Origin of the sequence: Methylophaga frappieri, assembly GCF_000260965.1 — a bacterium.
GTDB classification, from domain to species: Bacteria; Pseudomonadota; Gammaproteobacteria; order Nitrosococcales; family Methylophagaceae; genus Methylophaga; species Methylophaga frappieri.
Genome location: NC_017856.1, coordinates 665,774 through 690,578, shown reverse-complemented (window position 1 = coordinate 690,578; position 24,805 = coordinate 665,774). Strand labels below are relative to the sequence as shown.

General features: G+C 47.4%; 30 protein-coding genes, 1 tRNA gene and 1 other RNA gene. 8 read left to right on the top strand and 24 right to left on the bottom strand.

What is annotated here, in order from left to right; translation table 11 throughout:
* Nucleotides 1-29: 29 nt before the first annotated feature.
* Both Q7C_RS03090 and Q7C_RS03085 read left to right on the top strand, forming a co-directional pair.
* Nucleotides 30-575: a hypoxanthine-guanine phosphoribosyltransferase gene (locus Q7C_RS03090; protein WP_014703229.1), complete on the top strand. Its 546-nt coding sequence runs from the start codon at nt 30-32 to the stop codon at nt 573-575.
* On the top strand, nt 572-1,306 hold the full coding sequence (locus Q7C_RS03085; protein ID WP_014703228.1) for an S-methyl-5'-thioinosine phosphorylase: 735 nt from the start codon (nt 572-574) through the stop codon (nt 1,304-1,306). The genes Q7C_RS03090 and Q7C_RS03085 overlap by 4 nt, the downstream gene beginning before the upstream one ends.
* On the opposite strand, the gene Q7C_RS03080 is transcribed toward Q7C_RS03085, so the two are convergent.
* Complete coding sequence (locus Q7C_RS03080; RefSeq protein WP_014703227.1) at nt 1,303-1,896, bottom strand: CsiV family protein; 594 nt, start codon at nt 1,894-1,896, stop codon at nt 1,303-1,305. The two genes, Q7C_RS03085 and Q7C_RS03080, sit on opposite strands and share 4 nt — an antisense overlap.
* A 128-nt stretch (nt 1,897-2,024) precedes the next feature.
* Here Q7C_RS03080 and Q7C_RS03075 point away from each other — a divergent pair, with 128 nt between their 5' ends.
* Genes Q7C_RS03075 through Q7C_RS03065 form a run of 3 tightly spaced genes read left to right on the top strand, consistent with a single transcriptional unit; the run spans nt 2,025 to nt 4,568 of the window.
* Complete coding sequence (locus Q7C_RS03075; RefSeq protein WP_014703226.1) at nt 2,025-2,963, top strand: SPFH domain-containing protein; 939 nt, start codon at nt 2,025-2,027, stop codon at nt 2,961-2,963.
* Nucleotides 2,950-3,390 (top strand): NfeD family protein, encoded by a 441-nt coding sequence (locus tag Q7C_RS03070; RefSeq protein WP_014703225.1) that lies wholly within the window; start codon nt 2,950-2,952, stop codon nt 3,388-3,390. The genes Q7C_RS03075 and Q7C_RS03070 overlap by 14 nt, the downstream gene beginning before the upstream one ends.
* A 2-nt stretch (nt 3,391-3,392) precedes the next feature.
* Entirely contained in the window at nt 3,393-4,568 is a 1,176-nt protein-coding gene (locus Q7C_RS03065; RefSeq protein WP_014703224.1) for a cupin domain-containing protein, read from the top strand.
* On the opposite strand, the gene Q7C_RS03060 is transcribed toward Q7C_RS03065, so the two are convergent.
* Nucleotides 4,553-5,074, bottom strand: a complete 522-nt coding sequence (locus Q7C_RS03060; RefSeq protein WP_014703223.1) for a zinc ribbon-containing protein — start codon at nt 5,072-5,074, stop codon at nt 4,553-4,555. The genes Q7C_RS03065 and Q7C_RS03060 overlap by 16 nt on opposite strands.
* 70 nt (nt 5,075-5,144) lie before the next feature.
* Here Q7C_RS03060 and Q7C_RS03055 point away from each other — a divergent pair, with 70 nt between their 5' ends.
* Nucleotides 5,145-5,651: a disulfide bond formation protein B gene (locus tag Q7C_RS03055; protein ID WP_041366865.1), complete on the top strand. Its 507-nt coding sequence runs from the start codon at nt 5,145-5,147 to the stop codon at nt 5,649-5,651.
* Here Q7C_RS03055 and infA read toward each other — a convergent pair.
* From infA to ffs, 8 genes are all read right to left on the bottom strand, one after another.
* On the bottom strand, nt 5,648-5,866 hold the full coding sequence (gene infA / locus Q7C_RS03050) for a translation initiation factor IF-1 (RefSeq protein ID WP_009726411.1): 219 nt from the start codon (nt 5,864-5,866) through the stop codon (nt 5,648-5,650). The two genes, Q7C_RS03055 and infA, sit on opposite strands and share 4 nt — an antisense overlap.
* A 47-nt stretch (nt 5,867-5,913) precedes the next feature.
* Nucleotides 5,914-6,627, bottom strand: a complete 714-nt coding sequence (locus Q7C_RS03045; protein WP_041366455.1) for an arginyltransferase — start codon at nt 6,625-6,627, stop codon at nt 5,914-5,916.
* Entirely contained in the window at nt 6,624-7,337 is a 714-nt protein-coding gene (aat, locus tag Q7C_RS03040) for a leucyl/phenylalanyl-tRNA--protein transferase (protein ID WP_014703220.1), read from the bottom strand. Before aat ends, Q7C_RS03045 begins: the two co-directional genes overlap by 4 nt.
* 2 nt (nt 7,338-7,339) lie before the next feature.
* A complete protein-coding gene (locus Q7C_RS03035) occupies nt 7,340-8,524 on the bottom strand; it encodes an EAL and HDOD domain-containing protein (protein ID WP_014703219.1) in 1,185 nt (394 codons plus the stop codon).
* 26 nt (nt 8,525-8,550) lie between these two features.
* A complete protein-coding gene (gene recR, locus Q7C_RS03030) occupies nt 8,551-9,150 on the bottom strand; it encodes a recombination mediator RecR (protein ID WP_014703218.1) in 600 nt (199 codons plus the stop codon).
* A 3-nt stretch (nt 9,151-9,153) separates the two neighbouring features.
* Nucleotides 9,154-9,462: a YbaB/EbfC family nucleoid-associated protein gene (locus tag Q7C_RS03025; RefSeq protein WP_014703217.1), complete on the bottom strand. Its 309-nt coding sequence runs from the start codon at nt 9,460-9,462 to the stop codon at nt 9,154-9,156.
* Nucleotides 9,463-9,474: 12 nt separating this feature from the next.
* On the bottom strand, nt 9,475-11,187 hold the full coding sequence (gene dnaX, locus Q7C_RS03020; RefSeq protein WP_014703216.1) for a DNA polymerase III subunit gamma/tau: 1,713 nt from the start codon (nt 11,185-11,187) through the stop codon (nt 9,475-9,477).
* Between the two features lie 46 nt (nt 11,188-11,233).
* Nucleotides 11,234-11,330, bottom strand: an RNA gene (gene ffs, locus Q7C_RS13455) — signal recognition particle sRNA small type.
* Between the two features lie 243 nt (nt 11,331-11,573).
* Between ffs and Q7C_RS13245 the strand changes: the two genes are divergently transcribed.
* Nucleotides 11,574-14,876, top strand: coding sequence for an EAL domain-containing protein (locus Q7C_RS13245; protein ID WP_187287370.1), 3,303 nt, complete (start codon nt 11,574-11,576; stop codon nt 14,874-14,876).
* Between the two features lie 51 nt (nt 14,877-14,927).
* On the opposite strand, the gene Q7C_RS03010 is transcribed toward Q7C_RS13245, so the two are convergent.
* From Q7C_RS03010 to Q7C_RS02965, 10 genes are all read right to left on the bottom strand, one after another.
* On the bottom strand, nt 14,928-15,527 hold the full coding sequence (locus Q7C_RS03010) for an FAD-dependent oxidoreductase (RefSeq protein WP_014703214.1): 600 nt from the start codon (nt 15,525-15,527) through the stop codon (nt 14,928-14,930).
* 287 nt (nt 15,528-15,814) lie between these two features.
* Nucleotides 15,815-15,905: transfer RNA gene (locus Q7C_RS03005), tRNA-Ser, on the bottom strand.
* A 47-nt stretch (nt 15,906-15,952) separates the two neighbouring features.
* Nucleotides 15,953-16,726 (bottom strand): type III pantothenate kinase, encoded by a 774-nt coding sequence (locus tag Q7C_RS03000; RefSeq protein WP_014703213.1) that lies wholly within the window; start codon nt 16,724-16,726, stop codon nt 15,953-15,955.
* Nucleotides 16,723-17,520 carry a biotin--[acetyl-CoA-carboxylase] ligase gene (locus tag Q7C_RS02995; RefSeq protein WP_014703212.1) on the bottom strand — a complete coding sequence of 266 codons (798 nt, stop codon included), beginning with the start codon at nt 17,518-17,520 and terminating at the stop codon, nt 16,723-16,725. The genes Q7C_RS03000 and Q7C_RS02995 overlap by 4 nt, the downstream gene beginning before the upstream one ends.
* Nucleotides 17,521-17,598: 78 nt before the next feature.
* Nucleotides 17,599-17,823 carry a hypothetical protein gene (locus Q7C_RS02990; RefSeq protein ID WP_014703211.1) on the bottom strand — a complete coding sequence of 75 codons (225 nt, stop codon included), beginning with the start codon at nt 17,821-17,823 and terminating at the stop codon, nt 17,599-17,601.
* 36 nt (nt 17,824-17,859) lie between these two features.
* Nucleotides 17,860-18,234 carry a DUF2069 domain-containing protein gene (locus Q7C_RS02985; protein WP_014703210.1) on the bottom strand — a complete coding sequence of 125 codons (375 nt, stop codon included), beginning with the start codon at nt 18,232-18,234 and terminating at the stop codon, nt 17,860-17,862.
* Entirely contained in the window at nt 18,231-18,821 is a 591-nt protein-coding gene (gene wrbA, locus Q7C_RS02980; RefSeq protein ID WP_014703209.1) for an NAD(P)H:quinone oxidoreductase, read from the bottom strand. The genes Q7C_RS02985 and wrbA overlap by 4 nt, the downstream gene beginning before the upstream one ends.
* Entirely contained in the window at nt 18,821-19,171 is a 351-nt protein-coding gene (arsC, locus tag Q7C_RS02975) for an arsenate reductase (glutaredoxin) (protein WP_014703208.1), read from the bottom strand. Before arsC ends, wrbA begins: the two co-directional genes overlap by 1 nt.
* Nucleotides 19,168-20,355, bottom strand: a complete 1,188-nt coding sequence (gene lapB / locus Q7C_RS02970) for a lipopolysaccharide assembly protein LapB (protein ID WP_014703207.1) — start codon at nt 20,353-20,355, stop codon at nt 19,168-19,170. The genes arsC and lapB overlap by 4 nt, the downstream gene beginning before the upstream one ends.
* Before the next feature lie 3 nt (nt 20,356-20,358).
* Nucleotides 20,359-20,655 carry a lipopolysaccharide assembly protein LapA domain-containing protein gene (locus Q7C_RS02965; protein ID WP_014703206.1) on the bottom strand — a complete coding sequence of 99 codons (297 nt, stop codon included), beginning with the start codon at nt 20,653-20,655 and terminating at the stop codon, nt 20,359-20,361.
* 141 nt (nt 20,656-20,796) lie between these two features.
* Between Q7C_RS02965 and fdxA the strand changes: the two genes are divergently transcribed.
* The gene (fdxA, locus tag Q7C_RS02960) at nt 20,797-21,120 is read left to right on the top strand and encodes a ferredoxin FdxA (RefSeq protein WP_014703205.1); all 324 of its coding nucleotides are present in this window, start codon (nt 20,797-20,799) and stop codon (nt 21,118-21,120) included.
* A gap of 65 nt (nt 21,121-21,185) precedes the next feature.
* Here fdxA and rpoH read toward each other — a convergent pair whose 3' ends face one another.
* From rpoH to ftsY, 4 genes are all read right to left on the bottom strand, one after another.
* Nucleotides 21,186-22,049 carry an RNA polymerase sigma factor RpoH gene (gene rpoH / locus Q7C_RS02955; RefSeq protein WP_014703204.1) on the bottom strand — a complete coding sequence of 288 codons (864 nt, stop codon included), beginning with the start codon at nt 22,047-22,049 and terminating at the stop codon, nt 21,186-21,188.
* Between the two features lie 105 nt (nt 22,050-22,154).
* The gene (gene ftsX, locus Q7C_RS02950) at nt 22,155-23,084 is read right to left on the bottom strand and encodes a permease-like cell division protein FtsX (RefSeq protein WP_014703203.1); all 930 of its coding nucleotides are present in this window, start codon (nt 23,082-23,084) and stop codon (nt 22,155-22,157) included.
* Complete coding sequence (ftsE, locus tag Q7C_RS02945; RefSeq protein WP_014703202.1) at nt 23,084-23,740, bottom strand: cell division ATP-binding protein FtsE; 657 nt, start codon at nt 23,738-23,740, stop codon at nt 23,084-23,086. The genes ftsX and ftsE overlap by 1 nt, the downstream gene beginning before the upstream one ends.
* Complete coding sequence (ftsY, locus tag Q7C_RS02940) at nt 23,737-24,786, bottom strand: signal recognition particle-docking protein FtsY (RefSeq protein WP_041366451.1); 1,050 nt, start codon at nt 24,784-24,786, stop codon at nt 23,737-23,739. Before ftsY ends, ftsE begins: the two co-directional genes overlap by 4 nt.
* Nucleotides 24,787-24,805 lie beyond the last annotated feature (19 nt).

Below are 24,805 nucleotides of genomic sequence, written 5' to 3'. Positions count from 1 at the left end.
ATACGGACACCGCATCAGGAGAACAGCCCATGTCAACACACGCAAGTCTGCCAATCGGCGCGACCTGTCTTTATACGCTGGAAGAAATCCAATCCAAATTGGTCACGCTGGCAGCGCAGGTAAATCGGGATTATCAGGATAAAAACCTGATCCTGCTGTGTGTGATGAATGGGGCGGTGGTGACCTTGGGGCAAATTCTGCCGCATTTACAGATTGCCTGTGAGATCGATTATGTTCATGTCAGCCGGTATGGGGATGCGTTGCAGGGCGGCGAGTTAAATTGGCTTGCTCGGCCACAAACCGCGTTACAGGGCAGACATGTACTATTGATTGAAGATATTTACGATGAGGGATATACGCTGACGGCATTGCGGCAGTTTTGTGAGCAATCCGGGGCAGATTCTGTTCGCTGTCTGGCATTAACGAATAAACAACATCAGCGCAAGCAGGGGGCGACACCCGAGTACCTTGGTCTGGAAGTACCGGATAGTTATGTATTCGGCTTTGGTATGGATATTCGTGGCTACTGGCGTAACGCACCGGGCATTTTCATGATACCGGAGACAGCAACATGATGGGCGTTATTGGTGGCAGTGGTTTGTCACGATTATCAAGCCTGAAAATAGATGAACAAATTCAGCTTGATACACCGTTTGGTGAGCCATCAGCACCCTTATTTCGGGGGTGGATTGACAAAAAACCGCTGATCTTCCTTCCAAGGCATGGTGAATATCATACGATTCCACCGCACTTAATAAATTATCGGGCAAACCTTTGGGCGATGCATCATTTGGGCGTACGTCAGGTGTTGGCCGTTGCAGCGGTAGGCGGTATTAACCCTGAACTGGCGCCGGGCAGTCTGGCAGTCCCCGATCAAATTATCGACTATACCTGGGGTAGAGAAAGCAGCATTTATACAGCGCATTTTTCTGCAGATAAACATATCGACTTTACCCATCCTTACGATGCCGTTTTACGGGGTAGGTTGCTGACTACCGCGCAGACATCGCAGATCAAACTAGTCGATGGTGGCGCTTATGCGGTGACTCAGGGGCCACGCCTGGAAACCGCCGCTGAAATTAAACGTTTAGCCCGGGATGGAGCGGATATGGTTGGCATGACGGCAATGCCTGAAGCGGCTATAGCGCGTGAACTTGAGATGGCTTATGTGACGTTAGCGATTGTTGCCAATCATGCCGCCGGCTTATCAGATAAGCTGATTACGGTCGCAGAAATTCAGCAAACCACTACCGATGCCATGACGCAGGTATATCGTGTAATTCAAGGGTTGTTGACTGGCACTTAATCAGGTAATGAATAGCTTTCACCGCCTTGCATGGCGTTAAGCACGTTATCCGGTGTGGCGATAGGTTTTAGCTGTAAAATCGCGCCAAATCTCGGATGGTCGAAATAGTGCAACTCTTGACTGCGAATGCGTCGAGACTCGTTTAAATTCGGATATTGCTGCGCTTCAAATGTTGTACTGCCGCTCGTTAACCATAAATCCAACACGCTATGCAGGTAAGCGGATTTATAAATGTGTATCTTGCCAGTCAGTCGCTCACCCTCAATTTGAACTGGTTGCGATGCATTACGTCCCAGTGCACTTTGCTGCCATGCCTCATGACTCAGCACGCGATACCCTGCTGAATTCCGCAGCCGTTCAGCAATACCGGACAACTCTCCACGCTGAGCGGGTTGAATGCGGTTTGTTGCGGATCGCGGTGTTAAGTCAGTGGTGTTACCAACGGGCATGGTTGGCCAGGCTTCATCAGTATTGGCATTGAGTTGCTCAAAGACCACAACTTCAACTTGGTACCATTGCTGCGCATAAGCGGGGCCGGCAAAGGTAATCAGGGCGGTAGCGATGGCAAGCGCGTGGCGCAAAGTGATCATAAAGGTGACCTCGTCATTTTTTCGCTATTGTCTCTGTCTGCCACCAAAATGTCCAAGTTTTGGCGGCATGTCAGCGAATACTGCTATTATCAGCCAAGCATTTCAGTGGCGAACACAGGAGTTGGAAAATGAGTGGATTTGCGGGGTTTGTCTTAGTCATCGTGGTTATGGCTGTGGTGATTGTGCTGATGGGGGTGAAACCCGTTCAGCAAGGTTATGAATTTACTGTGGAACGGTTTGGACGATACACAAGAACCCTGCCGCCTGGGTTAAATCTTATTGTGCCGGTCATTGATCAGGTTGGACACAAAATCAACATGATGGAACAAGTCCTGGATGTGCCATCTCAAGAGATCATTACTAAAGATAATGCGATGATTCGCGTTGATGGCGTGGTGTTTTTCCAGGTTATTGATGCGGCAAAAGCAGCGTATGAAGTGAGTGGGCTCGATAACGCGATCCTTAATCTCACCATGACCAACATCCGTACGGTCATGGGATCGATGGATCTGGATGAGTTATTGTCGAAACGTGATGATATTAATACCCGACTATTAAATGTTGTTGATGATGCGACGACGCCTTGGGGGATTAAAGTGACACGCATTGAAATTAAAGACATTGAGCCGCCTGCAGATTTGGTAGAAGCGATGGGGCAGCAAATGAAAGCAGAGCGGGTCAAACGGGCGAATATTCTTGAGGCTGAAGGACATCGGCAGTCAGAAATTTTACGTGCTGAAGGGGATAAACAAGCGGTTGTCCTGGACGCAGAAGGTCGCCGTGAAGCGGCTTTTCGTGATGCCGAGGCTCGTGAGCGACTGGCAGAAGCTGAAGCAAAGGCAACGACCATGGTGTCAGAGGCGATTGCCAAAGGGGATATTCAGGCAATTAATTATTTCGTGGCGCAGAAATATGTTGAGGCGCTTAAGGATATGGCGTCGGCCAATAATCACAAAGTCATCCTGATGCCTTTGGAAGCCAGTAATGTGATTGGTTCCCTAGCCGGCATTACTGAGCTGGCCAAGGAAACTTTCAGTAAAAAAGGAATGGATAATGCCGGTCATTGATTTTTGGCATTGGTGGATTTTGGCGGTGATTTTAATCACCGCAGAAATTTTGTTACCCGGATTTATGGCAATCTGGCTGGCTATTGCAGCATTTCTAACAGGACTGGTGATGCTGTTGCTGCCGCAATTGACGTGGGAGTGGCAGCTATTGGTTTTTGCCGTATGGTCGGTGCTCAGTATTGTTGGCTGGCGCTATTATTACGCACGCCGGCCAATCAAGACGGATGAACCGTTGTTGAATAAACGCGGTGAAGGCTATGTCGGTCGGGTTATCACCTTGGCTCAGCCGATTATTGATGGCGAAGGCAAAGTGCGTCTGGACGATTCGACCTGGAAAGTTACCGGCCCTGATTGTCCTGCCGGTACTAAAATTCGTATTGTGGCACTCAATAACGTGGTGTTTACGGTAGAAAAATACGTGGAATAATCGTGACACAAGCAGCGTTTTTTAATACGGGCATGAGCCAGCAGGCTTTCTTGGAGCAGTATTGGCAAAAAAAGCCGCTGTTGATTCGTGGCGCCTTTTCAGCGCCGGTCACCGATTTGACCCCTGAGGAACTTGCCGGGTTAGCATGTGAGACAGATATCGAGTCACGCTTGGTTCAACAGCTTGCAAAGCAAGAGTGGTCGTTACAATCAGGCCCATTCGCAGAAACAGATTTTTCTAAATTGCCGGATCAGGATTGGACGCTTCTCGTTCAGGATGTAGACAAGCATTGGCCTTCACTGCAGGCATTATGGCAGTCGTTTCAATTGATACCCGACTGGCGTCGGGACGATATTATGGCAAGTTATGCGGTACCGGGCGGTTCGGTTGGCGCACATGTCGATAATTATGATGTTTTTCTCTTACAGGCTGAGGGGGTTCGCCAGTGGCAAATTGAAGACCAACCCCTGACTGACCCAGAATGGCTAGCCGGTTGCCCATTGCGAATTTTGCCTTCTTTTTCGCCTTGTCAAAGCTGGGAGTTGCATCCCGGCGATATGTTGTATTTACCACCCGGCATCGCCCATCATGGCGTGGCCAAAACGCCGTGTTTAACTTTATCAGTCGGGTTTCGTGCTGCCTCGGCGTCGCAATGGTTGGAGAGTTTGAGTGAACAGCTCAGTCAGTCACCACAAGTAGTCAGGCGTTATCGTGATCCGGATTTACAGACAGGGCGTTCTGCGACGGAAATTGATGCCAGAGCAGTGCAACGGGTTCGAGGTGATCTGAAATCGTTGTTAACGGAAAGTGATGATCTGTTGCTGATAGCAATGGGGAAACAACTGACACAGCTAAAACCGTCTTTAGAAGTCTGGCAGTTTCGTGATCAGATTGAATTCGCCAAGGTCTCAGAATTGGCGAAATTTTTTGAGCTGGGTAACACATTACAACGTAATTCCACGGTGCCGATGGCTTGGGCGTCGGGCAGCGAGCAAAATTATCTGTTTGTGGGCGGGGCGGTTTTAAATCTGGGCGATGCTGACCCAGACCAACTGAAATTTCTTTGTGAAGCAACCAGTCTGGCTAATCAAGACTGGCAGACCCTGCTTGATTCACCCGTCTTGCAGAAAACGTTGTTACAGATTATGCAGGAAGGCGCATATTATGACGCGGGTTGAGGTTGACGCGTAAAGCGGGTTTGATGACAACGTGGGCAAGGCGGAATCCGCGCGGTTTGGCGAAACTGCATTTTTCCGCCACAGGAAACACAATATAACGTACCGATACTGGTCACTTCACCAGTGTGATACGTTTCTGCGCGTATCGCTTGTTGCGCCAACTGGTTTAGTTCCAGTCGGGTTTTATCAGCGACGCTGGCAAATAACGCAAGAAATCGGCTTTCAACCTGTTGTAAATCGAATTGCAGCCAAGTGGCAAAATCTTCGCCTGAATCCTGTAAATAGCCCACAGCATCGTGCATATCGCGTTCCAGCCAAAGCGCGATCTGTTCCGCTTCTTCGCCACTTAACTCTTTGAGTTCGATAGCTCTTTCTTTGGCGAGTTGAATACGTTGTTGCAGACTGGGCATGGTTTGATGTTCGGAATCATTGATAAATTGATGAATCCGCGCCATCATTCGGTCATAGGCTGCACTGAGTTTATCATCAAGATTCCGGTCGCTCATAGAATTACCCTTTAAAGCAACAGTGTTTTCGGTTAACTTAACACACATTAAAACATGGGAGGAAACCAGTTTGTCGTCAACCCGCACGTTTTTTCTTCTGGGATTTTTGTTCAGCTTTGTTTTGGTACTCGTTGCGCTTTATATGCAATACGTCATGCTATTAGAGCCATGTCCATTGTGCATCTTGCAGCGGTTAGCCGTTATGGTCGCTTCAGGGTTATTTTTAGTGGCATTTTTGCATCATCCAAAACACACCGGTACTAAATTTTACGGTGGGTTGATTGGGATAACCGCGCTAGCGGGCGCCGGTGTTTCTGGATGGCATATCTGGCTGCAGAATCTGCCCCCGGAAGAGGTGCCCAGTTGTGGTCCGGGCTTAGACTTCATTATGGGCAATTTTCCGCTCAGTGAGGCGTTGGCAATGGTATTCAGCGGGTCAGGAGAATGTGCCGAAATATCTTGGCAGTTCTTGGGACTGAGTATTCCAGCTTGGACATTGCTGGCGTTTATCGGCATGTTGTGGCTGGTTTGGTTGGCAATAGCTGCTTCATCGAAGCAGCATCGACGTTTGTTTTAGCGGGCTCGATAGACGATACGCCCTTTGCTGAGATCATAAGGGGTAAGCTGAACCGTGACTTTATCCCCTGTCAAAATACGAATGTAATTCTTGCGCATTTTTCCTGAAATATGGGCCGTTACGACGTGACCGTTTTCTAATTCAACGCGAAAGGTGGTGTTGGGCATCGTGTCGATGACGGTGCCTTCAAATTCAATATGATCTTCTTTTGCCATAGAGTTCCGTGTTCAGGTACTGATAAAAGATCCATTTTGCCGCAAAATCACTGATTATTCAAAGTGTTTTTATCAAAGTCGCGCCAGCGACCGTCAAAAAACTGTAAAGCTGAGAACCGGGTTTTGTAATTCATTTTCTGACTTTCTGCTATCCAATAACCCAGATAGAGATAGGTTTTGCCTTGTTGTCGAGCGAGTTCGATTTGTTTAAGTATTGCCAATGTGCCAAGGCTTCTGGACTCAAGGTCTGGCTCAAAAAAAGTATAAAAGGCTGACAAGCCATTGTTTACAAAATCGGTTACTGCGACTGCAATTAAGTGTGTATTTTCCCAAAGCTCAATAAAACCAGTGTCACTCCAAGTGCTGGTTAAAAACTGCTGAAAACTCTGCGGGGTGGGATTATCCATGCCGCCACCCGGATGTCGAGCCGACAAATACCGTTGATACAACGCATAATGCTGTTCATCAAATTCAACGGGTCTGGTACGCACTTCCACATCAGCATTATCTCGCAAACAGCGGCGTTGGCTCCGATTGGGATGAAAGGCAGTGATATCAATACGGACTGGGATGCACGACTGGCAGGCGGGACAATGAGGACGATACACATGTTCACCGCTTCGCCGAAACCCGTGTTGGATAAGCTGACCATAGAGCTGGTTGGACATTACCCGGAGGGGATCCGGGTAAATGTTTCTGGCTTTACGATCTGCCAGATAGGAACAGGGATGCAATCTATCTTGATAAAAATCGAGACTCATATTGCGTGTGGTAAATCGGCATCGAGCTGCCATTTCTGAGAGGGTGATGCTGACTGACACAGTGACTGGATTTGCTGGACGAATAATGTCCTTGGTACACAGACGGCGCCAAGCCGGGCAAGATGATCAGAGTGAACCTGACAATCAATCATGGGCCAGCCCCAACGGGTTAATTGCTGGACCAGTGCGGTCAGTGCAATTTTAGAGCTATCTGTCACAAAGCTAAACATCGATTCACCAAAAAACATATTGCCAATTGCGACACCATACAGCCCACCAACTAATTCATCATTCAGCCAACATTCGACACTATGTGCATAACCTGCCGCATGCAGATTGTCATAAGCACGGATCATGTCTGGATGAATCCAGGTATCGTGTTGTTCCTGTTGTTGACGTGGTGCAGCACAGGCTTTGATGACATCGGCAAAGGCCTTATCAAAGGTGACCTTGAATGGTGCCTGGCGCAGTTTTTTATTCAAGTTTTTACTGATGCGCAAGGCATCTGTAAACAATACCATGCGGGGATCCGGACTCCACCACAAAATAGGATCGTGTGCGTTAAACCACGGAAAGATACCGGCTTTGTAGGCTGAGATTAGTCGGTTGACAGACAGGTCACCGCCGGCGGCCAGTAAACCATGATCCGTTGCCAGTGCCAGATCAGGGAAATCGACATTATTATTTTGAGATAACCAACGGATAGCCATTGTTATTCATTGATAATCTGATTCAACTGTCTGGTCCAATAAATGGCATCCAGATAGGCTCTGGCAAGACATTCAATGGGGAGCGGGGATTGTGCCACAGCCTGCCAGCGCCCTTGCTCGTAATTCAACACGTCCAACAAGGCTCGGCCAATGGGGCCATCATGATTTAACAGAGCGGTTTCCAGTTCAGGTGCCAAGGGTAAATCCTGAACTACATCAATCATGGGTTTATCGAGAAGGGCATCCAGCGTTGAAAACAGGCCCGCTGCAAAAAAACTATCAGATTGGCCTTTATAGTAGCGTGCCAGTAGTTCACACATTCTTGCCCGGGTCATGGCGAGGCTGCGTAATTCATTCGGTTTATGATCCAGTCCTGATAGGCAAAGCAGACTGGCCCAAGTTTTAATTTGATTAAAACCAAGCATGACGACGGCTTCGCGACAACTTGTCAATTGCCGAGGCAAACCAAAAAAGGCGGAATTAATTAACCGTAACAATTTATAGCTCAGCGTCACATCCTGAGAAATAATCTGAGCGAGGTCATCTGCTTCGGCATCGGTGTCTTGCAATTTGACCAAAAGAGACATCAAGGTCTGGGCATCTGGGGAAATCTTGTACGGCGGATGCGCTGCGGGGCGTGTGTAAAAATTACCTTGCACTAAATCAATGTGGTGGATTTTACACTGATTGAGTTGGTTTTCATCGTTAACATTCAGTGCGCAGAGTTGTTCATATTGCTGTCGCCAGCTGGCCAGGTTGTCTGTCATGACCGCGTTATCAACCTGATTCAGATCGATCAGTAACATTCGTGTTCGCATCGGCGATGTCTTGCTTTCGGCATGACCCGCATAGGCAAGGTTGGGCGCGAATGTACTGGTGGGAGAAGCGTTCGCGATATCAAGGGTTAATTCCATACCATTCAGTTCCATGTCATAGAGTGACTGGCACCAGGATTGCGGCATGGTCAATAAGGCTTTTTGTCGCAGATTCATATCGGGCAGGATGCGCGGTAATTGCGTCAAAAAAGCCGGCACGTTGGCATCATCTGCGAGCAGGTTACCTTGCCAGTCAAGAAAGCGCAGATGATAGCGATCCAGATCCACCATGTTGTTGACGAATACTGGTTGCCGATGAATCAGCCCAGGATAGCTTTTCAAGGCATCAAATGGTGTGGCGATGTCTGTCATAGCTTACGCTCCGTCTTAGATGCTACTCAGACTGTGCCTCGGCCGGCGAAAGCATGCGATAAGGTAGTGCTATCAACATACTCTAACTCACCCCCAAGCGGGATTCCATGTGCTAATCGGGTAACACGAATTTGTCTAGCACGCGCCAGCTCTGAAATATAGTGCGCCGTGGCTTCGCCTTCAACAGTGGGATTTGTTGCTAGAATTATTTCTTCAGTTTCTTGGCTATCCAGCCAGCGGATTAATGTTGGAATGCCGAGTGTTTCGGGGCCAATGCCATCGAGTGGCGAAAGATGTCCATTCAAGACAAAGTATTGGCCCTGATAAGCCGTCGCCTGCTCAATAGCCAGAACATCACTTGGCATCTCAACAATGCATAACTGATCCTGACGACGATCAGGATCGCTGCAACGGCTACATAATTCTGTTTCTGACAAAATACGGCAGCGTTGACAGTGGCGCACGTTTTGTAACGCCGCCTGTAAAGACAACATCAGCCGTTCCGCCCCGTCCCGATTGCGCTCCAATAACTGGAAAGTCATGCGTTGTGCTGACTTGGGACCCACGCCGGGCAGGCAGCGTAATGCCTGCATCAATTCATCAATATTGGGACCGAGACTGGCCATGGATTAAAAGGGCAGATTCATGCCCGGTGGCATCATGCCTGACATTCTTTCCTGGGTGACTTTTTCAACCTGCCGAACGGCGTCATTGATGGCGGCGGCAATTAAGTCTTCCAACATGTCTTTGTCATCTTCAAACAAACTATCTTCAATGTGAAGCCGTTTGACGTCATGCTTACCGGTCATGATGACTTGTACCATGCCGCCGCCTGCTTGTCCGGTGACCTCTAGGTTGGCCAGTTCAGCTTGTGCTTTTTGCATATTGGCCTGCATTTGCTGGGCCTGTTTCATTAAATTGCCTAATCCGCCTTTCATTGGCCTGATCCTCTATTTAAGTGGTTTGATCGTTTGATCAATTATACGGGCATTAAACGTATTTTTAAGCATTTCAACTGTCGGGTCGTTTTGAATGGCGGTCTCAGCGTGTTGTTGTCGGTCTGCCATATCCTGTGCTCGTTCGGCAGCAAGTGTTTGCGGGACACTACTGTCCACCTGGTTTTCAAAACGCAGTGTCAACGTTTTATCAAGTTGTTTATTGATTGCTGCTGCAAGCCGTTTTTGGGCATTGTCAGTTGCTAGATGAGCAAGCTCCGGGGCAAGTTGAAGATAAATAATATTTTCTTCACTGCGAATGAAAGCACAATTATCAGCAAGCTGGCGGGTTAATGCAGAGAGTTTGAGCTCGGCGATCAGTTGCGTCCAGTTCTTGGCATCGACAGTAGCATTGGTATCAGAGACTGGATCAGCTTGGATTTGCTGTGTCTCTGGGGTGGTGATTTTGGAATCAGAGACAAGGTTTGCGGCGTTGTTTTTGACTGGCGCGGAATCAGTGTCGTGTTCAACTGTGGCAGCGGCAGCCCGTGTCTGTTCAGACACAGGATCAGGTTTTGCTTGCGGCTTTTTTGGCGGCATCTCCATTGTCTGATTAGCAATGGGTTGCAGTGAATCGCTAGTGTGATCAGGCTGAAAATGCAACATTCTGATTAACGTCATTTCCAGGCCACTTTGCGGTGTCGGCGCATAAGGCAGATCACGTTTGCCATGCAAGGCAATCTGATACATTAATTGCACGGTTTCCGGAGACAGTTGATTGGCAAGTGCAGATAAAAAAGGTTGCGTCGTGGCATCTTCTAGTTGGTGTTCCGGCACGGCTTGCAGAATGGCCATTTGTTGAAGCAGTTGCATCAAGCCATCCAGAATGGCTGTGGCTTCGCGGCCCAATGCATTCAACTCCGCCACTTGGCTGAGTAATTGGCTACTGTTGTGTTCCGCCAATGCAGACAGTAATGCCATCAATTGCGTACCAGAAATATTTCCCAGCATGCGCTCAACCGCCTCATTGCGAACTTCACCATCGCCGAAGCCGATGGCCTGATCCAATAAACTTAAGGCATCACGCATACTGCCATCAGCAGCTTGTGCTAACTGCTTCAACGCGGCACTTTCAAATGGTATGTTTTCCTGCGTCAAAATATAACCAAGGTGATCACTGATTTGTGCCAGGGTTAATCGGCGCAAGTTGAACTGCAGGCAGCGGGAAAGGATGGTAACAGGAAGTTTTTGCGGATCCGTAGTAGCAAACAAAAACTTGACGTGCGCAGGTGGCTCTTCCAGCGTCTTCAGCAGGGCATTAAAGCTGCTGGTGGAAAGCATATGCACTTCGTCGATTAAATAAACCTTATAGCGGCCGCGGCTCGGTGCATATTGCACATTATCCAAAAGCTCGCGGGTATCATCTACTTTGGTTCGAGAGGCGGCGTCGACTTCAATTAAATCGACAAATCGGCCACTATCGACTTCGACGCAGGCGCTGCATTGGCCGCATGGTGTTGCCGTTACTCCCGTCTCGCAGTTGAGGGATTTTGCCAGTATGCGCGCTAAGGTTGTTTTACCCACTCCGCGTGTGCCGGCAAACAGAAAAGCATGATGCAAGCGGTTTTGGGTGAGTCCATTGATGAGCGCCTGAAGAACATGTTGTTGACCAACAACTTCGGCAAAAGACGTCGGGCGCCATTTACGAGCCAGAACCAGATAACTCATAGCTGTCTGCAAATTATCCTTGGCAAAGAAATAAAGGGCGGTGAACCCGTACCAGCCTGATCCCGGCACCCGAGTCCGAAGGCTTCGCTGCTCCCTTCCGGGCCTGACGAGGTAACCAACATATCGTTGCGGGGAGACCAGCACAGGCCACCATTGAGCTGCCTATTCTAAGCATTTTTGCCAAGGATTACCATGCGTCATTGAGATTTGCTTGAGCGACATAGACAGTTGCGTTATTTTTCTGTTCAGGTGCTACGATGCCGGTTAAAAGAAATTGTCATGGGTCATCGGCGCTGACTTAGATGGCAGAATAATGATAAATGGAGAGTGTGACGTTGGCATGGGTACCTAGTAAACGAAGTCTGTTAATAAGCGCTGTGCTAGCAATGGTTTACCTGCTAGTTGGCTTGTTTTGCCTGCGCTATTGCGGTCTTGGTTATATTTCGGTTGCCTATTTGCCGGCGGGTATTGCCTTGGCCGCTGCATTACATTTTGGCTTACCGGTTGCTGTTCCCAGTGTCTTGATAGGCACTTTCTTCTTGAATTGTCTCAGTTTGCAAGACTATGCCGGAATCACTTGGCCTATCGCAGTGATATCAGCCTCGATTGCTATCGGTAATGCCATCCAGGTGGTAATTGCTACCTGGATATTTCGCCGTTTCGTCAGTTCGCCCCTGCAGTTGGAAACTGATCGGCAAATTCTGCAGTTCATGCTTATGGTGCCACTGGTATCCGTTTTTAGCGCCAGTATTAATGCACCGATACTGGCTGCTGCTGGATTCAATAACTATTTCTCCTCATGGGCCAACTGGGCAGGTTGGTGGCTGGGCGATGCCGTGGGGACGTTGATTGCCGTGCCGCTTACGATTAGTGTTTTAGATAAATCCAGCTCACTCTGGCGACAGCGAAGATACATCATGGGGCTACCTGTGGTGATGCTCTTTGTCACTGTTATTCTGATTTCCGAGAGTGTGGCTCGGTTTGAGATTGCTGACACTGAAAATCGATTTCGGATTCGTACTCAGGAGGTGGGCACCTTATTTCAGATTGCACTTAACAGCCAAGAGTTAGTGCAGGACAGTGTTGCCCAATTATTTGTCAGTTCGGATCAAGTAACTCGAAGTGAGTTTCGAGCCTTTGTCCGTTGGGCGACCAGTAAAAACCCGGATATTCAGGTAATAGAGTGGTTACCCAAGGTGACGCAGTCGCAACGTAATGACTACGAAAAAAAGCAACAGACGTATTTTGGACCCGCATTTTCAATTACCGATATTACCGAAGACAAACAGTTGGTAGTTGCCAGAGAGAGAGAAACTTATTTTCCAATTACCTACCTGGAACCTGAAAGCAATCAAATGGCGCCTGGCTTTGATCCGACCTCTTCATTAGTGTCAAATGCTGCGATCCAGACAGCGATTGCAAGCGGTTCAACTTATGCCCGGCCACCATTAGTGTTGGTTGAAGAAAACTATCAAGCGCGCGTTTTAATGCTGTATCGGCCGGTATACGAGGATGCCGAAGGCGGCATGACTTTGGATAAATCAGCAGCCCAGTTGGCTGGCCTGGTTAATGTGGCAATAAGAGCAGAAGACTTTGTTGAGAATATTCTGGGTAGAAGTGAAGAAACCGAGTTTGTGATTCGCTGGCAAGATGTCCTCAGTGGTGAATTTTATTATGACTTACCGCTTGAAACAGCCCCGGTTTTTTCGCACAACGTGAATATTATGGCGGCAGGTCGAGAAATGCGATTGATCTTTTCGCCTACGCAGCTGTTTCTGGCTCATAATCAAAGCAGTCAAGCCTTATTTGTGATGATTGCAGGTTATCTGCTGACCGGATTGCTGATGGCCTTGATATTGAGTATTACCGGCAGAACACATCAAGTCTCCAAGGAAGTATCCCGACGTACGGAACAACTCTCAAATGCCACTGAGCGAGCCATTAGTTCAGAAAAACGCATTCGGGAGGTACTGGCTCAAGTGCAGCAGACACAAACCCGGTTGAAGCTATCAGACGTGGCATTTAATGCCGCGAGCGAAGGTTTTTTGATAACAGATGCCAGTCGTCAGGTGATTGCTGTTAACGCCGCTTATGTTCAGATAACCGGATTTAGTGAGTCTGAGGTGCTCGGTCAATTCCCTAAATTATTAGATCAGACGCTGAACGATGAGGTTATCTTTCGAAAGCTTTGGGTTGATTTGAACCAGCATGGCCTGTGGCGGGGTGAGTTATTGAGTCGCCGAAAAGATGGCGAAATATTTTCTGTTTATTTATCCATGTCAGTGGTGCGCAACGAGCAGCAGCTTCCGAGCCATTATGTGGCTGTTTTTACTGACATCAGCGAAAGTAAACAGGCGCAGCTTATTATCGAGCACCATGCCAATTTTGATCTGCTGACCGGTTTGCCGAATCGACGTCTGTTCAATGACCGGCTGGCTCAGGAAATTCGTCATGCACAACGCGACAAAAAGAAATTATGTTTATTGTTTCTAGACTTGGACCGATTTAAAGATATTAATGATACATTGGGACATGATGCAGGCGATGAGCTTTTGCAAAACATGGCCTCTCGTATTCAGAGTTGTCTTCGTGAATCAGATACCGTTGCCCGATTAGGTGGCGATGAATTTACGGTTATCCTGAGCGGGCTGGAAGACGTTGACAATGCGGTTCAAATTGCCCAAAAAATCATTGATGCGATTCAACAGCCGCTCAAGATACATAATCAGGCGATTCGTATCACGACCAGTATTGGCTTAACGGTTTATCCTGATGATGGCGCAACGCCCGGTCTATTACTGCAAAATGCCGATAGAGCGATGTATTCTGCCAAAGACGCAAATGGTGGCGTTTATCGTCGTTATAACGCTGAATTGGAGTCAACCTGGCAGTCGCGGGCTTTCATTTTGCATGAGCTGGAAACGGCTTTAGCGGAAGGGCAGTTTGAAATCTATTATCAACCTGTTATTCATGCCCGAAATGGTGCAATCAGTGCTGAAGCACTTGTGCGTTGGCGGCATCCTGAGCGGGGGGTGATCTCCCCGGCGGAGTTTTTACCCGTCGCTGAAAGAATGGGGTTAATTGGCAAAATTGACGATTTTGTCTTTGCCCAGGTCTGTTTTCAGATCCGTCATTGGCAAGATAATGGTATGGGTGATATTGCCGTTTCTATAAACCGATCTGCGCAGGACTTTGGTAATCTGACTGGGCGGCTTGATTGGGTCGATTATATTCAACAGCATGAAATCGCTAGTCATTTGTTAACCCTTGAAATTACCGAAGGTGTTTTACTGCAGCGTAGCACTGAGACACGGAATTTATTGCGGCATTTACGCCATTTCGGTGTCCGTATATCCATCGATGACTTTGGTACCGGTTATTCCTCTTTGGCTTACTTGAAACAACTCGAAGTGGATTATTTGAAAATTGATAAATCCTTTATTCGTGATCTGGAAACAGATGCCAATGATAAAGCTATCATCGAAGCGATCATTGTGATGGCGAAACGACTGGATATCGGTATCGTCGCGGAAGGCGTGGAAACAGAAAGTCAGCTAAGATTATTGACAGAGCTAGGTTGTGACTGGATACAAGGTTTTTACTACGCTAGGCCAATGGCTTGTCCAGACTTTGAACAATTTGTCCGGGATTGGCGTAAAAACGTCTCGTTAGGTAAGCACATTTTTTGATGGAACGCGGAAAAATGACTTACTCCGGAAGCAGAGTAAGTCATGAGTCTGTCATGCGGTTTTCTTGGTGTCATGAACGACGGCAACTTTGCCGGCCCACTTGTAAAAAATATCACACGCCACTTTGGCGCCATCTCCACTGGCACAGGAAAACATGGTGGGAACCCCACTTGCCAGACCCGCAACATATAAGTTTTCGGAGATAACATTGTTGGTGTTCTCCAGATAGATTAAGTTGGGTTTGGGTACAAAGGTATTTTCTTTAACCACAACCCCCGCACATTCGATATCAAATTTATTCAAACCTGTCGCTAATACGATAATTGAAGCCTGATAATTACCCGTTTTCGCTTCCACCATGAATTCATCACCATGGCGAACAATCTTGGTGACGGTTTCATGTTTTAACTCACAAGCAGGATATTTTTTTAATTGATCCTTCAGCTTGGTTAGCAAGTCTATCCCGTTAATGCCTTGCTCGACCCCCGTAACATTATTATATCGGGCCACTTTCATGTCGCTTCTGTCATTGTCCAGAATTAAGTACTTGCGATCTTTTGCCCATTCGAAATTATCGTTGGCACTACCTAATGTCAGTGCACAACCAAAGCCAGCAGCGCCGGCGCCAATAATGATAACGTCGTATTTCATGATAAATCTCTTTGAATTAATCGGTTGAATGTTGATGAATTACGCGGAAAACTTGGTGAATCAGGTTGAAAAATACCACTCATTAAACGTTAATGATAGTGTTTATTAATTGCATTTGTATTTATTGCAGATCAAATTAATGCAATACCTGCAAGCAGGTCATTGAAACTAAACGAACTTGTTGTGGATGTATACGAAGTAGACGCGATAGTTGATGTATCACCGAAGACATTCAAACGAAATTGCGAATCTGGAGCGATTGGGAGTTATAACTCAGGCGGTGAGGGTGGCGGAGAAGGAGGGATTCGAACCCTCGATAGGCTATTAACCTATACACACTTTCCAGGCGTGCGCCTTCAACCACTCGGCCACTTCTCCTTAAGGGGGCGAAAGTTTATCTCACTTCACCCTGTCTGGCAATGGTGTCAGGCTTCTTCAGGCTGACTTTCTGCCGTTACCACTTCTTGTTGGGCATAACGCCGAAGTCCTTTCAAGACCAGATCAGGATTCAACTCTACTTTTGCCGGCAGGTATTTTTGCAATGTCGCTGCGTCTCCTCCGGTCAGGACAATTCGCAGATTTTGTTTAAAGTTTTGTTGCAAATCTTCAATCAAACTATGCAGCGTTGCGCTGATACTGTAGAGGCTGCCTGCCTGAATGGCACTGAAGGTATTGGTTGCAAGCAAACTGAAAGCGACGTCTTCGGTTTTTTCAGTGATGGCATCGGTACCTTGAATCAGTGTTTGTCGAATCAGTGTTAGACCGGGCAGGATCAGGCCGCCTTGATGTTGACCGTCTGTGCTGAGCAGATCAACAGTGATGGCGGTACCACAATCAATAATACACGTGGTTTGCTTATTCCGTTGTCGCATCGCGACGAGTGAAAGCCATCGATCTACGCCTAATTGCTCCGGATTGTCATAGGCATTTTTTACCCCAAACCGTCGTGCTTCAGTGGTAATGAAAACAGGCTGACGTTGCCATTTTTTATTTGCCCATTCGCTTAGTTGGCTTGCCATTTTTTCACCGGCGACATTGGCGACCCAGATTGACTCGATGTGTTCCAGTGATTTCCAGTGTTTAGTCAGTTGGGCTTTAATACCAGATTTGCGCTCAAAGTCTTGCGTTGCAGACATTTTTTTGCCATCCAGTGTTGCCCACTTGATCCGGCTGTTACCAATATCGACTAACAGTTTCATGAGGCAAACCGAATACTGACGTGACTGCTGGACAAGGTGTCCAGTTGCTGGTTGTGCATGTAGCGTAATTCCCCTTTTTCGTTGATGCCACAGGCGGTCGCTTGTAAGCTGCCTTGTTCGGTTTTAATGACAATACTCTGCTCATGTAATGCATCGAGTGCCGGCCAGTGTGGCAAAAATTCGGTCAATCCTTGATGTTGAAAGAGTTTCAAGGCTGACATTATATGATTGATAAGCTGTCCACACAGGCTATTTCTGTCTGGTATCTGTGGACAGATTTCAGCGAGATTAGTCACCGGCTGTGGAATTTCATTCAAGTGTTGTGCTGGTAAAGCAATATAATTTATACCGATACCGATAACCACGCCGTAACTCTCACCGTAGCGGGCTTCGACCAGTATGCCAGCCAGTTTGCGCCGTTGGTGCAAAATATCATTTGGCCATTTTAATTTTAATGCGTTGACGCCAAATGCCGACAAAGCATGAATCAAACTGATGCCAACGGCAATACTTAAGCCCTCGACATTGCCCGATGTTGGCAACGGCCAAAACAAGGACAAATAAATATTACCTCCGGCGGGCGATTGCCAAGCACCACCTCGCCGACCGCGGCCTGCGCTTTGTTGTTCGGCAATACAAACTGCCGGTGATGCCGGATTATCGGCAAAACGTTGCCAAAGTACATCATTGGTAGATGTAACGCTATCATAAATCAGTATATCTGCCAGCGTGGCAGCATGATTAGGCTCGAGCTGTGCACGGATCGCAGCAGCATCAAAGGCGGCAATATTCAAAGCAAAACGTTCGTGAATTAGATTAATCGAGGTGTAGTTTAGCCGTTAATCGTATCAATAGGCTAGATGGTCAGAAAATCAAACCGTAATATCGAGAATCGTGCCCAGTGTGTCATTGGTGACTTCCAGCGCTCTGGCCGATACGGCTACTTGTAATTCCGCTTGTTTCAATGCCACAGAGGGCGAAATGATATCACCCCCATTCGCTGCTGCCTTGGTGAGTTCAGCACTATTTTGACTAGCGCGTTGTACGCCATTTTGAATACCTTGATAGGCAGATTGCAATGCGGAAATGCTACTCATTATTCACTTTTCTCATCGATGCGTTAGTGAATTAAATCATACTCTTGTCTGGTCAGACTGTGAACGATTTCGACTTTTTGCAATGAAACGAACATACAAATTGGCGGCAATCAGAAATGATAAGCTAAAGAATATCTCTAGTCCGGGCCATAACCAAAACGCATCGCCACTGTAGAGTTCTCCAATGGCATGAGCCAGGTAAAACAAAACGAGAAATCCCGACCATGCATGGGTGTAAGAGCGACCATAGAGCAAGCCTGTTAGTGGAAATAACAGAGGCAATACGCCCAATAGCAGCATTGCGGCAGTAGGGTAATTGTCACCATGAGGGGCTAAAAGTATCCAGGCCATGATGGTCAAAAGTAAACCAAAATAACTGAGCAGGCTGGTAAATCGACAAAAGCGCATCATTGTAATTTCAAAGTTAAATTTGCAACGCGTTTACCCAGTGCCTGACATAAGGCAATCTCATGTTCGGATAACGTATTCTGGTTGTCAGGACCGGCAAAATGACTGGCACCATAGGGTGTGCCGCCCGTTTGGGTTTGCATCAGGGCTGCCTCCGTGTAGGGGATGCCACAAAGCAACATACCGTGGTGTAATAAAGGGAGCATCATCGATTGCAGCGTTGTTTCCTGACCACCATGTAAACTGCCGGAGGCAGTGAAAACGGCTGCCGGTTTGCCGCTCAATGCACCTGACAGCCAAAGGTCACTGGTGCCATCAAGAAAATATTTCAGGGCGCCGGCCATGTTGCCAAATCGGGTGGGGCTCCCCATTATCAAGGCATCACAGTCACGTAAGTCCGTATTTTCCGCATAGAGATGGCCATCATCAGGGATGGTGTTTTGCGTTGCCTGCGTGACAGTAGAAACTTTGGGGACAGTACGAAGCCGTGCTTCGCATCCCGGTACTTTTCTGACACCTCTGGCAATTTGTTCTGCCATTTGCCGGATATGACCAGTCTGGCTGTAATATAAAATGAGAATGACGGGCATTATAAAATGGCTTTGACTTGTTCCGGAGGACGGCCCAATTTTGCCTTGCCGTTTTTGACTACGATAGGGCGTTCAATCAGCTTGGGATGTGTGCTCATTAATTCGATGAGCTGTGTTTCTGTCAATTTTTTATCAGCAATGCCTAACGATTTGTAGTCTGCTTCGCCTTTTCGCAACAACGCTTCTGCGGGTATACCAAGCAGCTGGAGCAGTTCTGCCAATTCGGCGGGTGTAGGTGGGGATTTAAGGTAAAGAATAATTTCAGGATCCTCACCCTGTTGTTCAAGTAAAGCCAGCGTCTCTCTGGATTTGCTGCAGCGGGGGTTATGATAAATTCGGGTCTGGCTCATGCCGTTTTTTCCAATAGTTTTTCTAAAGCAGATAAATGAATTTCAGTAGGACGCATGGTTGCCCATCGATTACAACTTGGACACAGCCAATGGAGTGTTTTGCCTGAAAAACCGCAATTTTTGCAGCTGTAACGGTCGCCGCGCAAGACCATGGCGTTCGTTACTTGTTGAATCAAGGGCACCAGCGACTCCTGATTGTGTTCACCCAGATTAATCAAGGTATTTAGTCCCTCAACAGATGGGTGGCGATGCAGCGCATCATAGAGATATTGGCGTGCAGCGGATCTGCCTTCGATTTCATCAATCAGTCGGGTTAACATCAGTCTGACCGAGGTCAGGTTTGGGTTTTTATGCAGAATTTGTTGTAACCAAACACGATAGCCCTGGAGATTTGCCGTTTGTTGAAACGCCTGATAAAGCAGAGGTAAGGCTTCGGGTAAAAACTGACTATTTTGACGCTCAATGTTTTTGAGGGTTTTCAGCGCTTTTTGTGGTTGCCCTAGCGATAGTTGTACACGCGCCTCAATCAAACTGGCACGAACACATTGAGTATCATGAAACAACGCGAGTCGAACCAGGTTAAGACACTCGTGCTTATCCTGTTTAACAGATTGTTCAGCCAATTCGCAGTAAAACTGAGCGATTAGCGGTTGGGTATTGTCTTGCTGGTTTTTGTCCAGTCGGCTCGCCATATCGATAGCCTGCCGCCACTTTTTTTCTTGCTGATAGATGCGTAGCAATTGTCTCGCCGCTTCTGGCGGAGAGACTGGTAATTGCATGAGCTCAAGAAACAAATGCTCGGCTCTGTCAAGAACGCCAGCATGCATATAATCAAGTCCCAACTCAATCATTGCCTGTGTGCGTTGCTCGCCATGTAAAGATGGCCGTGCAATCAGGTTTTGATGGATGCGGATGGCCCGTTCGGTTTCACCTCTGCGGCGAAATAGGTTGGCGAGTGCCAGGTGGGTTTCAACTGTTTCACTATTAACTTCCAGCAAGCCGATGAAGACATCAATCGCTTTATCCGGCTGTTCATTTAATAAGTAATTTAAGCCTTTGAAATATGCTGGACTGAATGCATTCTCCTGTTGCCGGTAGCGACGTTTGTAATGACGGCGGGCCATTAGCCAGCCTGACAAGGCAGCGACAGGAAGAAGCAGAAATAACCAAGTCTGCATAATCATAGATTAATGATTATCTCGAACCGGTAAAATGCGCAAGCTGTTTAATTCTTGCTCGGCAATTTGCAGCTTATGCTGAAGTTGCCGGTTTTCGAGACGTACTTTCAACGTTGATATGGTGATCAGTAATGCACCACATAGCAGGCCGCATAACAGTGCAATAATTATGATCACGGCAAGTGGCAGTTGCCACTGCACAAAATAAAAATCGATTGCCACTGCATTGGTATTAAAGGCAGCAAAGATCACGGTGATAATGAAGAACAAAGCGAACAGGCTGAGCAAGAAAACTTTTCGCACCATGTACTCCCAAGCACTAATAAAAATCGGTTAAATTCACATCATACATCAATATGGCTAATGCCCAGAATATCGTTGTTTCATGTAGAATAAGACATAAGAAGAGGTTATTGCCTGCAAGCAAAGTATTATGGAGATTTAAGCATGGCCTTTGTTGTCACCGAGAACTGTATTAAATGTAAATATACAGATTGCGTTGATGTTTGCCCGGTAGATTGTTTTCATGAGGGGCCTAACTTTTTAGTTATTGATCCGGATGAATGTATTGACTGCACGTTATGTGAACCGGAGTGTCCTGCTGAAGCTATTTTTTCTGAAGATGATTTGCCTGATGCGCAAATGAAATTTGTGGATATCAATGCCGAGTTATCCCAAACCTGGCCAATTATTTCAGAGCGCAAAGACCCTTTGCCTGATGCAGAGGAGTGGGATGGTAAATCGGGCAAGACAGAGATGCTGGAACGCTAAATTTATAATGGTCACGACCAAACAAAAAGCCCGCATTGCGCGGGCTTTTTTACATGCAACTTCAATTAATGCATAAGCTGTTTCAGCTTTTTCATGGCGCTACTTTCAATTTGCCGAATACGTTCTGCTGATACTTGATATTGATCGGCCAATGTATGCAATGTGGCTTTATCGTTTTCCTGTAACCATCGCTGACTGATGATATCGCGACTACGTTCATCCAACGTTGCCAAAGCATTAACCAGTTTTTGCTGTTGATAGTCAGCATAATCGTCCTGCTCCAATTGCATGGAAGGATCGGATCCTTCTGGCGCTGCCAGATAAGCCGAAGGAGAAAAGTGGGTTTCTTCGTCGTCGGTATCGTTCGGCAAATCAAATGCCGTGTCAGGCTGAGCCAAGCGACGTTCCATTTCCATGACGTTTGCCGGCGTCACACCCAGATCTTCGGCAACTGATTCAACTTCTTCTTGATTGAGCCAGCCTAACCGTTGTTTCGCACTCCGAAGGTTAAAGAACAACTTACGTTGAGCTTTAGTCGTAGCAATTTTGACGATGCGCCAGTTGCGAATCACATATTCATGAATTTCAGCACGGATCCAATGCACGGCAAAGGAAACCAAGCGAACCCCTTTGTCTGGATCGAATCGTTTAACGGCTTTCATCAAACCAATATTGCCTTCTTGGATCAAATCAGCAACAGGCAGACCATAACCACTGTAGCCTCGAGCAATTTTGACGACAAAGCGCAGATGAGACAGAACCAGACGCTGTGCCGCGTCCAAGTCACCTTGCTGTTGCAGGCGGGTGGCTAACTCATGCTCTTCTTCCGCAGACAAAACCGGAATTTGATGCACCAAACTGGTGTAGGCATCAAGATTACCGATCGGCGCAGTAGCTAATTGATATTGCGCAACGTCGTTTGCTGTCATAGGGCTGTCTCCCTGTCAATATTTGTTTCGCGATTTTAGCACTAGCTCAAATCTCATGAAAATATTAGAGCGCAAAATCAGGAAAAAGTTCACTTAATGGCCGATTTAACTGGGTTCAATCGCATCCAAATGCCGGCTTACTGCCAGCCATGCGCCCCCCGTACCCAATAATATTCCGGCGGCAGGCAAAAATATCAAGAGCTGGCCAGCAAGCCATTGCAAGCTAAATTGACTTTCATACAGCAACGCCAGTTTGTTGATGGGGCCACTAATGATGGCCAAGCCAATTAATACCGTTATCCAGGCAATCAGGCCGCCAATCAGACCATACCAGAATCCGGTGTAAAGAAAGGGGCGGCGGACAAAAGTGTTGGTACCGCCGACCAATTTAATGACCTTTATTTCACTTTGCCGGTTCAATATTGCCAGACGAATGGTATTGCCGATGACCAATAACACACTCAATGACAGTAATGCGGCCAGAACTGCAATGCCACGTTCACCTGTTTGCCTGAGTTGTTGCAAGCGGAGCAGCCATTGTAAATCCAGTTGGGCTTGTTCCACCTCTGCGAGCTGTTGCAGTCGCTCCAGTAAGTCCTGATGGCTGTGCGAAGAAATATCCTGCTCAGCGGGCTCAATGATGATAACTGCTGGTAATGGGTTGTGCGGTAAGGTATCAATCACCTCACCCAAACCGGATAGTTGTCGAAATTCAGCCAAAGACGCGGCAGCGGATTGAAATTCAATGTTGTTGATTGCCGGCCAATTTGTCAGTTGATCAACCAATTGCTGACCATGACTATCACTGACCTCCGCTTTCAAAAATACTGAGATACGACTGGCTTGCTGCCATTCACCGCTGAGTTGTTCTACATTTTTCAGTAACACAAACAGACCGGCTGGCAGGGATAAGGCAATGCCAATAACGAGAATAGTCATGGTGCTGGATAATGGCTGTCGCCATAACTCGCCTAAACTGGTTAACGCCACTTGAGCATGGCGAAGTAAATAATTATCTAATTTGAACATCGGCATTATTGGACCGCCAGTCGGCCATGATTCAAGGTGATGCGTCGGTACGGCAGGCGATTAATTAACTCCTGATCATGACTGGCGATAAAGACGGTAACACCGACCTGATTGAATTGGGTAAAAAGCGCCATGATTTCTTGAGATAGTGTCGGATCAAGATTGCCGGTTGGTTCGTCTGCAAGTAAAACAGGGGGGCGATTGACTACGGCACGAGCAATGCCAACACGTTGTTGTTCACCCCCTGATAAGGCGATGGGATGCGTTCGCTCTTTTGACAACAGCCCGACTTTATCAAGTGCAGCGCGGACGCGCCGACCGATTTCTCGATGATTTTCACCCGCAATGATGAGCGGCAGAGCGACATTATCAAATACGGTTCTGTCGTGAAGCAGATTATGGTCTTGAAACACCAGCCCGATTTTGCGGCGATAATAAGGAATCTTCCATTTCGGCAGCCGGCCAAGATTTTGATTATTGACAATGACTTGTCCGTGTGAACTCCGTTCAATCAAAGCAATTAACTTCAAAAGCGTACTTTTACCCGCCCCGGAGTGGCCGGTTAAAAAGGCCATTTCACCTTTATCAAGTTCAAAACTAAGTCCAGATAAAGCTTCGTACTGATTGGGGTAACGCTTATAAACATCATTAAACTGAATCATGCTGCGTCTTCACGCCCCAATAACGCATCGACGAAATCGTCTGCTTCAAAAGTGCGCAAATCATCGATTTGCTCACCTATACCGATATATCGAATCGGTAGTCCGGTTTGGTGTGCAATTGCGAAAATAATACCGCCCTTGGCAGTGCCATCGAGTTTGGTGAGCGTAATGCCTGTCAGCCCAACTGCGGCATGAAATTGTTTCGCCTGAGATAGTGCATTCTGTCCGGTACCGGCATCGACTACCAGCATGATTTCGTGTGGCGCAATGGGGTCGATCTTACTCATCACACGTTTCACTTTTTTCAACTCTTCCATAAGATTGGATTGGGTATGCAAGCGTCCCGCAGTATCGGCGATCAGGACATCAATCTTGCGGGCCTTGGCAGCCTGCAGTGCATCAAAAATCACGGAAGCGGAATCGGCACCATGCTGTTGGGCAATAACCGGAATTTGATTACGCTCCCCCCAGACTTGCAATTGTTCAACTGCGGCGGCTCGAAACGTGTCGCCGGCCGCCAGCATGACGGCATGTCCCTGTTGTTGATATTGTTTTGCCAGCTTACCGATAGTTGTCGTTTTACCAACACCGTTAATGCCCACCATCAAAATCACGAAAGGGCCGTTTGAAGGGTCGAGCTGCAGCGGTTGTGCCACCGGTTTCAGCATGGCAACCATGTTATTACGCAATGCCGTGAACAAGGCTTCTGGATCAGAGAGCTGTTTGCGCGCAACTTGCTGAGTGAGATCGGAAATAATAGCCTGGGTGGCATCGATACCCAAATCGGCGGAAAGTAATTGGGTTTCCAGTTCCTCAAGCAAATCGTCATCGATTTCTTTTTTACCCAGCAACAAGTTAGCAAACCCATCTGTGAGTTGCTGACTGGTCCGTTTCAGGCCTTGTCGAAGACGATTAAATATGCCGGGGCGCTTATCTGCTACAGATTGTGCTGCAGGCGCGGTATCGGTCTGGTAGGGTGCTGCTTCAGCAGCTGTCTCTGCAACGGTATCCGGTGTGCGAGATTTTTTTTTCAGGAAACTAAACATGGATTTTTTTGGTCGATTG

Coding starts and splice junctions, on each gene's coding strand:
- Q7C_RS03090 (WP_014703229.1), top strand. CDS start 30: ATGTCAACACACGCAAGTCTGCCAATCGGCGCGACCTGTCTTTATACG.
- Q7C_RS03085 (WP_014703228.1), top strand. CDS start 572: ATGATGGGCGTTATTGGTGGCAGTGGTTTGTCACGATTATCAAGCCTG.
- Q7C_RS03080 (WP_014703227.1), bottom strand. CDS start 1,896: ATGATCACTTTGCGCCACGCGCTTGCCATCGCTACCGCCCTGATTACC.
- Q7C_RS03075 (WP_014703226.1), top strand. CDS start 2,025: ATGAGTGGATTTGCGGGGTTTGTCTTAGTCATCGTGGTTATGGCTGTG.
- Q7C_RS03070 (WP_014703225.1), top strand. CDS start 2,950: ATGCCGGTCATTGATTTTTGGCATTGGTGGATTTTGGCGGTGATTTTA.
- Q7C_RS03060 (WP_014703223.1), bottom strand. CDS start 5,074: ATGAGCGACCGGAATCTTGATGATAAACTCAGTGCAGCCTATGACCGA.
- infA (WP_009726411.1), bottom strand. CDS start 5,866: ATGGCAAAAGAAGATCATATTGAATTTGAAGGCACCGTCATCGACACG.
- Q7C_RS03045 (WP_041366455.1), bottom strand. CDS start 6,627: ATGAGTCTCGATTTTTATCAAGATAGATTGCATCCCTGTTCCTATCTG.
- aat (WP_014703220.1), bottom strand. CDS start 7,337: ATGGCTATCCGTTGGTTATCTCAAAATAATAATGTCGATTTCCCTGAT.
- Q7C_RS03035 (WP_014703219.1), bottom strand. CDS start 8,524: ATGACAGACATCGCCACACCATTTGATGCCTTGAAAAGCTATCCTGGG.
- recR (WP_014703218.1), bottom strand. CDS start 9,150: ATGGCCAGTCTCGGTCCCAATATTGATGAATTGATGCAGGCATTACGC.
- Q7C_RS03025 (WP_014703217.1), bottom strand. CDS start 9,462: ATGAAAGGCGGATTAGGCAATTTAATGAAACAGGCCCAGCAAATGCAG.
- dnaX (WP_014703216.1), bottom strand. CDS start 11,187: ATGAGTTATCTGGTTCTGGCTCGTAAATGGCGCCCGACGTCTTTTGCC.
- Q7C_RS13245 (WP_187287370.1), top strand. CDS start 11,574: ATGGTTTACCTGCTAGTTGGCTTGTTTTGCCTGCGCTATTGCGGTCTT.
- Q7C_RS03010 (WP_014703214.1), bottom strand. CDS start 15,527: ATGAAATACGACGTTATCATTATTGGCGCCGGCGCTGCTGGCTTTGGT.
- Q7C_RS03000 (WP_014703213.1), bottom strand. CDS start 16,726: ATGAAACTGTTAGTCGATATTGGTAACAGCCGGATCAAGTGGGCAACA.
- Q7C_RS02990 (WP_014703211.1), bottom strand. CDS start 17,823: ATGAGTAGCATTTCCGCATTGCAATCTGCCTATCAAGGTATTCAAAAT.
- Q7C_RS02985 (WP_014703210.1), bottom strand. CDS start 18,234: ATGATGCGCTTTTGTCGATTTACCAGCCTGCTCAGTTATTTTGGTTTA.
- wrbA (WP_014703209.1), bottom strand. CDS start 18,821: ATGCCCGTCATTCTCATTTTATATTACAGCCAGACTGGTCATATCCGG.
- arsC (WP_014703208.1), bottom strand. CDS start 19,171: ATGAGCCAGACCCGAATTTATCATAACCCCCGCTGCAGCAAATCCAGA.
- lapB (WP_014703207.1), bottom strand. CDS start 20,355: ATGATTATGCAGACTTGGTTATTTCTGCTTCTTCCTGTCGCTGCCTTG.
- Q7C_RS02965 (WP_014703206.1), bottom strand. CDS start 20,655: ATGGTGCGAAAAGTTTTCTTGCTCAGCCTGTTCGCTTTGTTCTTCATT.
- fdxA (WP_014703205.1), top strand. CDS start 20,797: ATGGCCTTTGTTGTCACCGAGAACTGTATTAAATGTAAATATACAGAT.
- rpoH (WP_014703204.1), bottom strand. CDS start 22,049: ATGACAGCAAACGACGTTGCGCAATATCAATTAGCTACTGCGCCGATC.
- ftsX (WP_014703203.1), bottom strand. CDS start 23,084: ATGCCGATGTTCAAATTAGATAATTATTTACTTCGCCATGCTCAAGTG.
- ftsE (WP_014703202.1), bottom strand. CDS start 23,740: ATGATTCAGTTTAATGATGTTTATAAGCGTTACCCCAATCAGTACGAA.
- ftsY (WP_041366451.1), bottom strand. CDS start 24,786: ATGTTTAGTTTCCTGAAAAAAAAATCTCGCACACCGGATACCGTTGCA.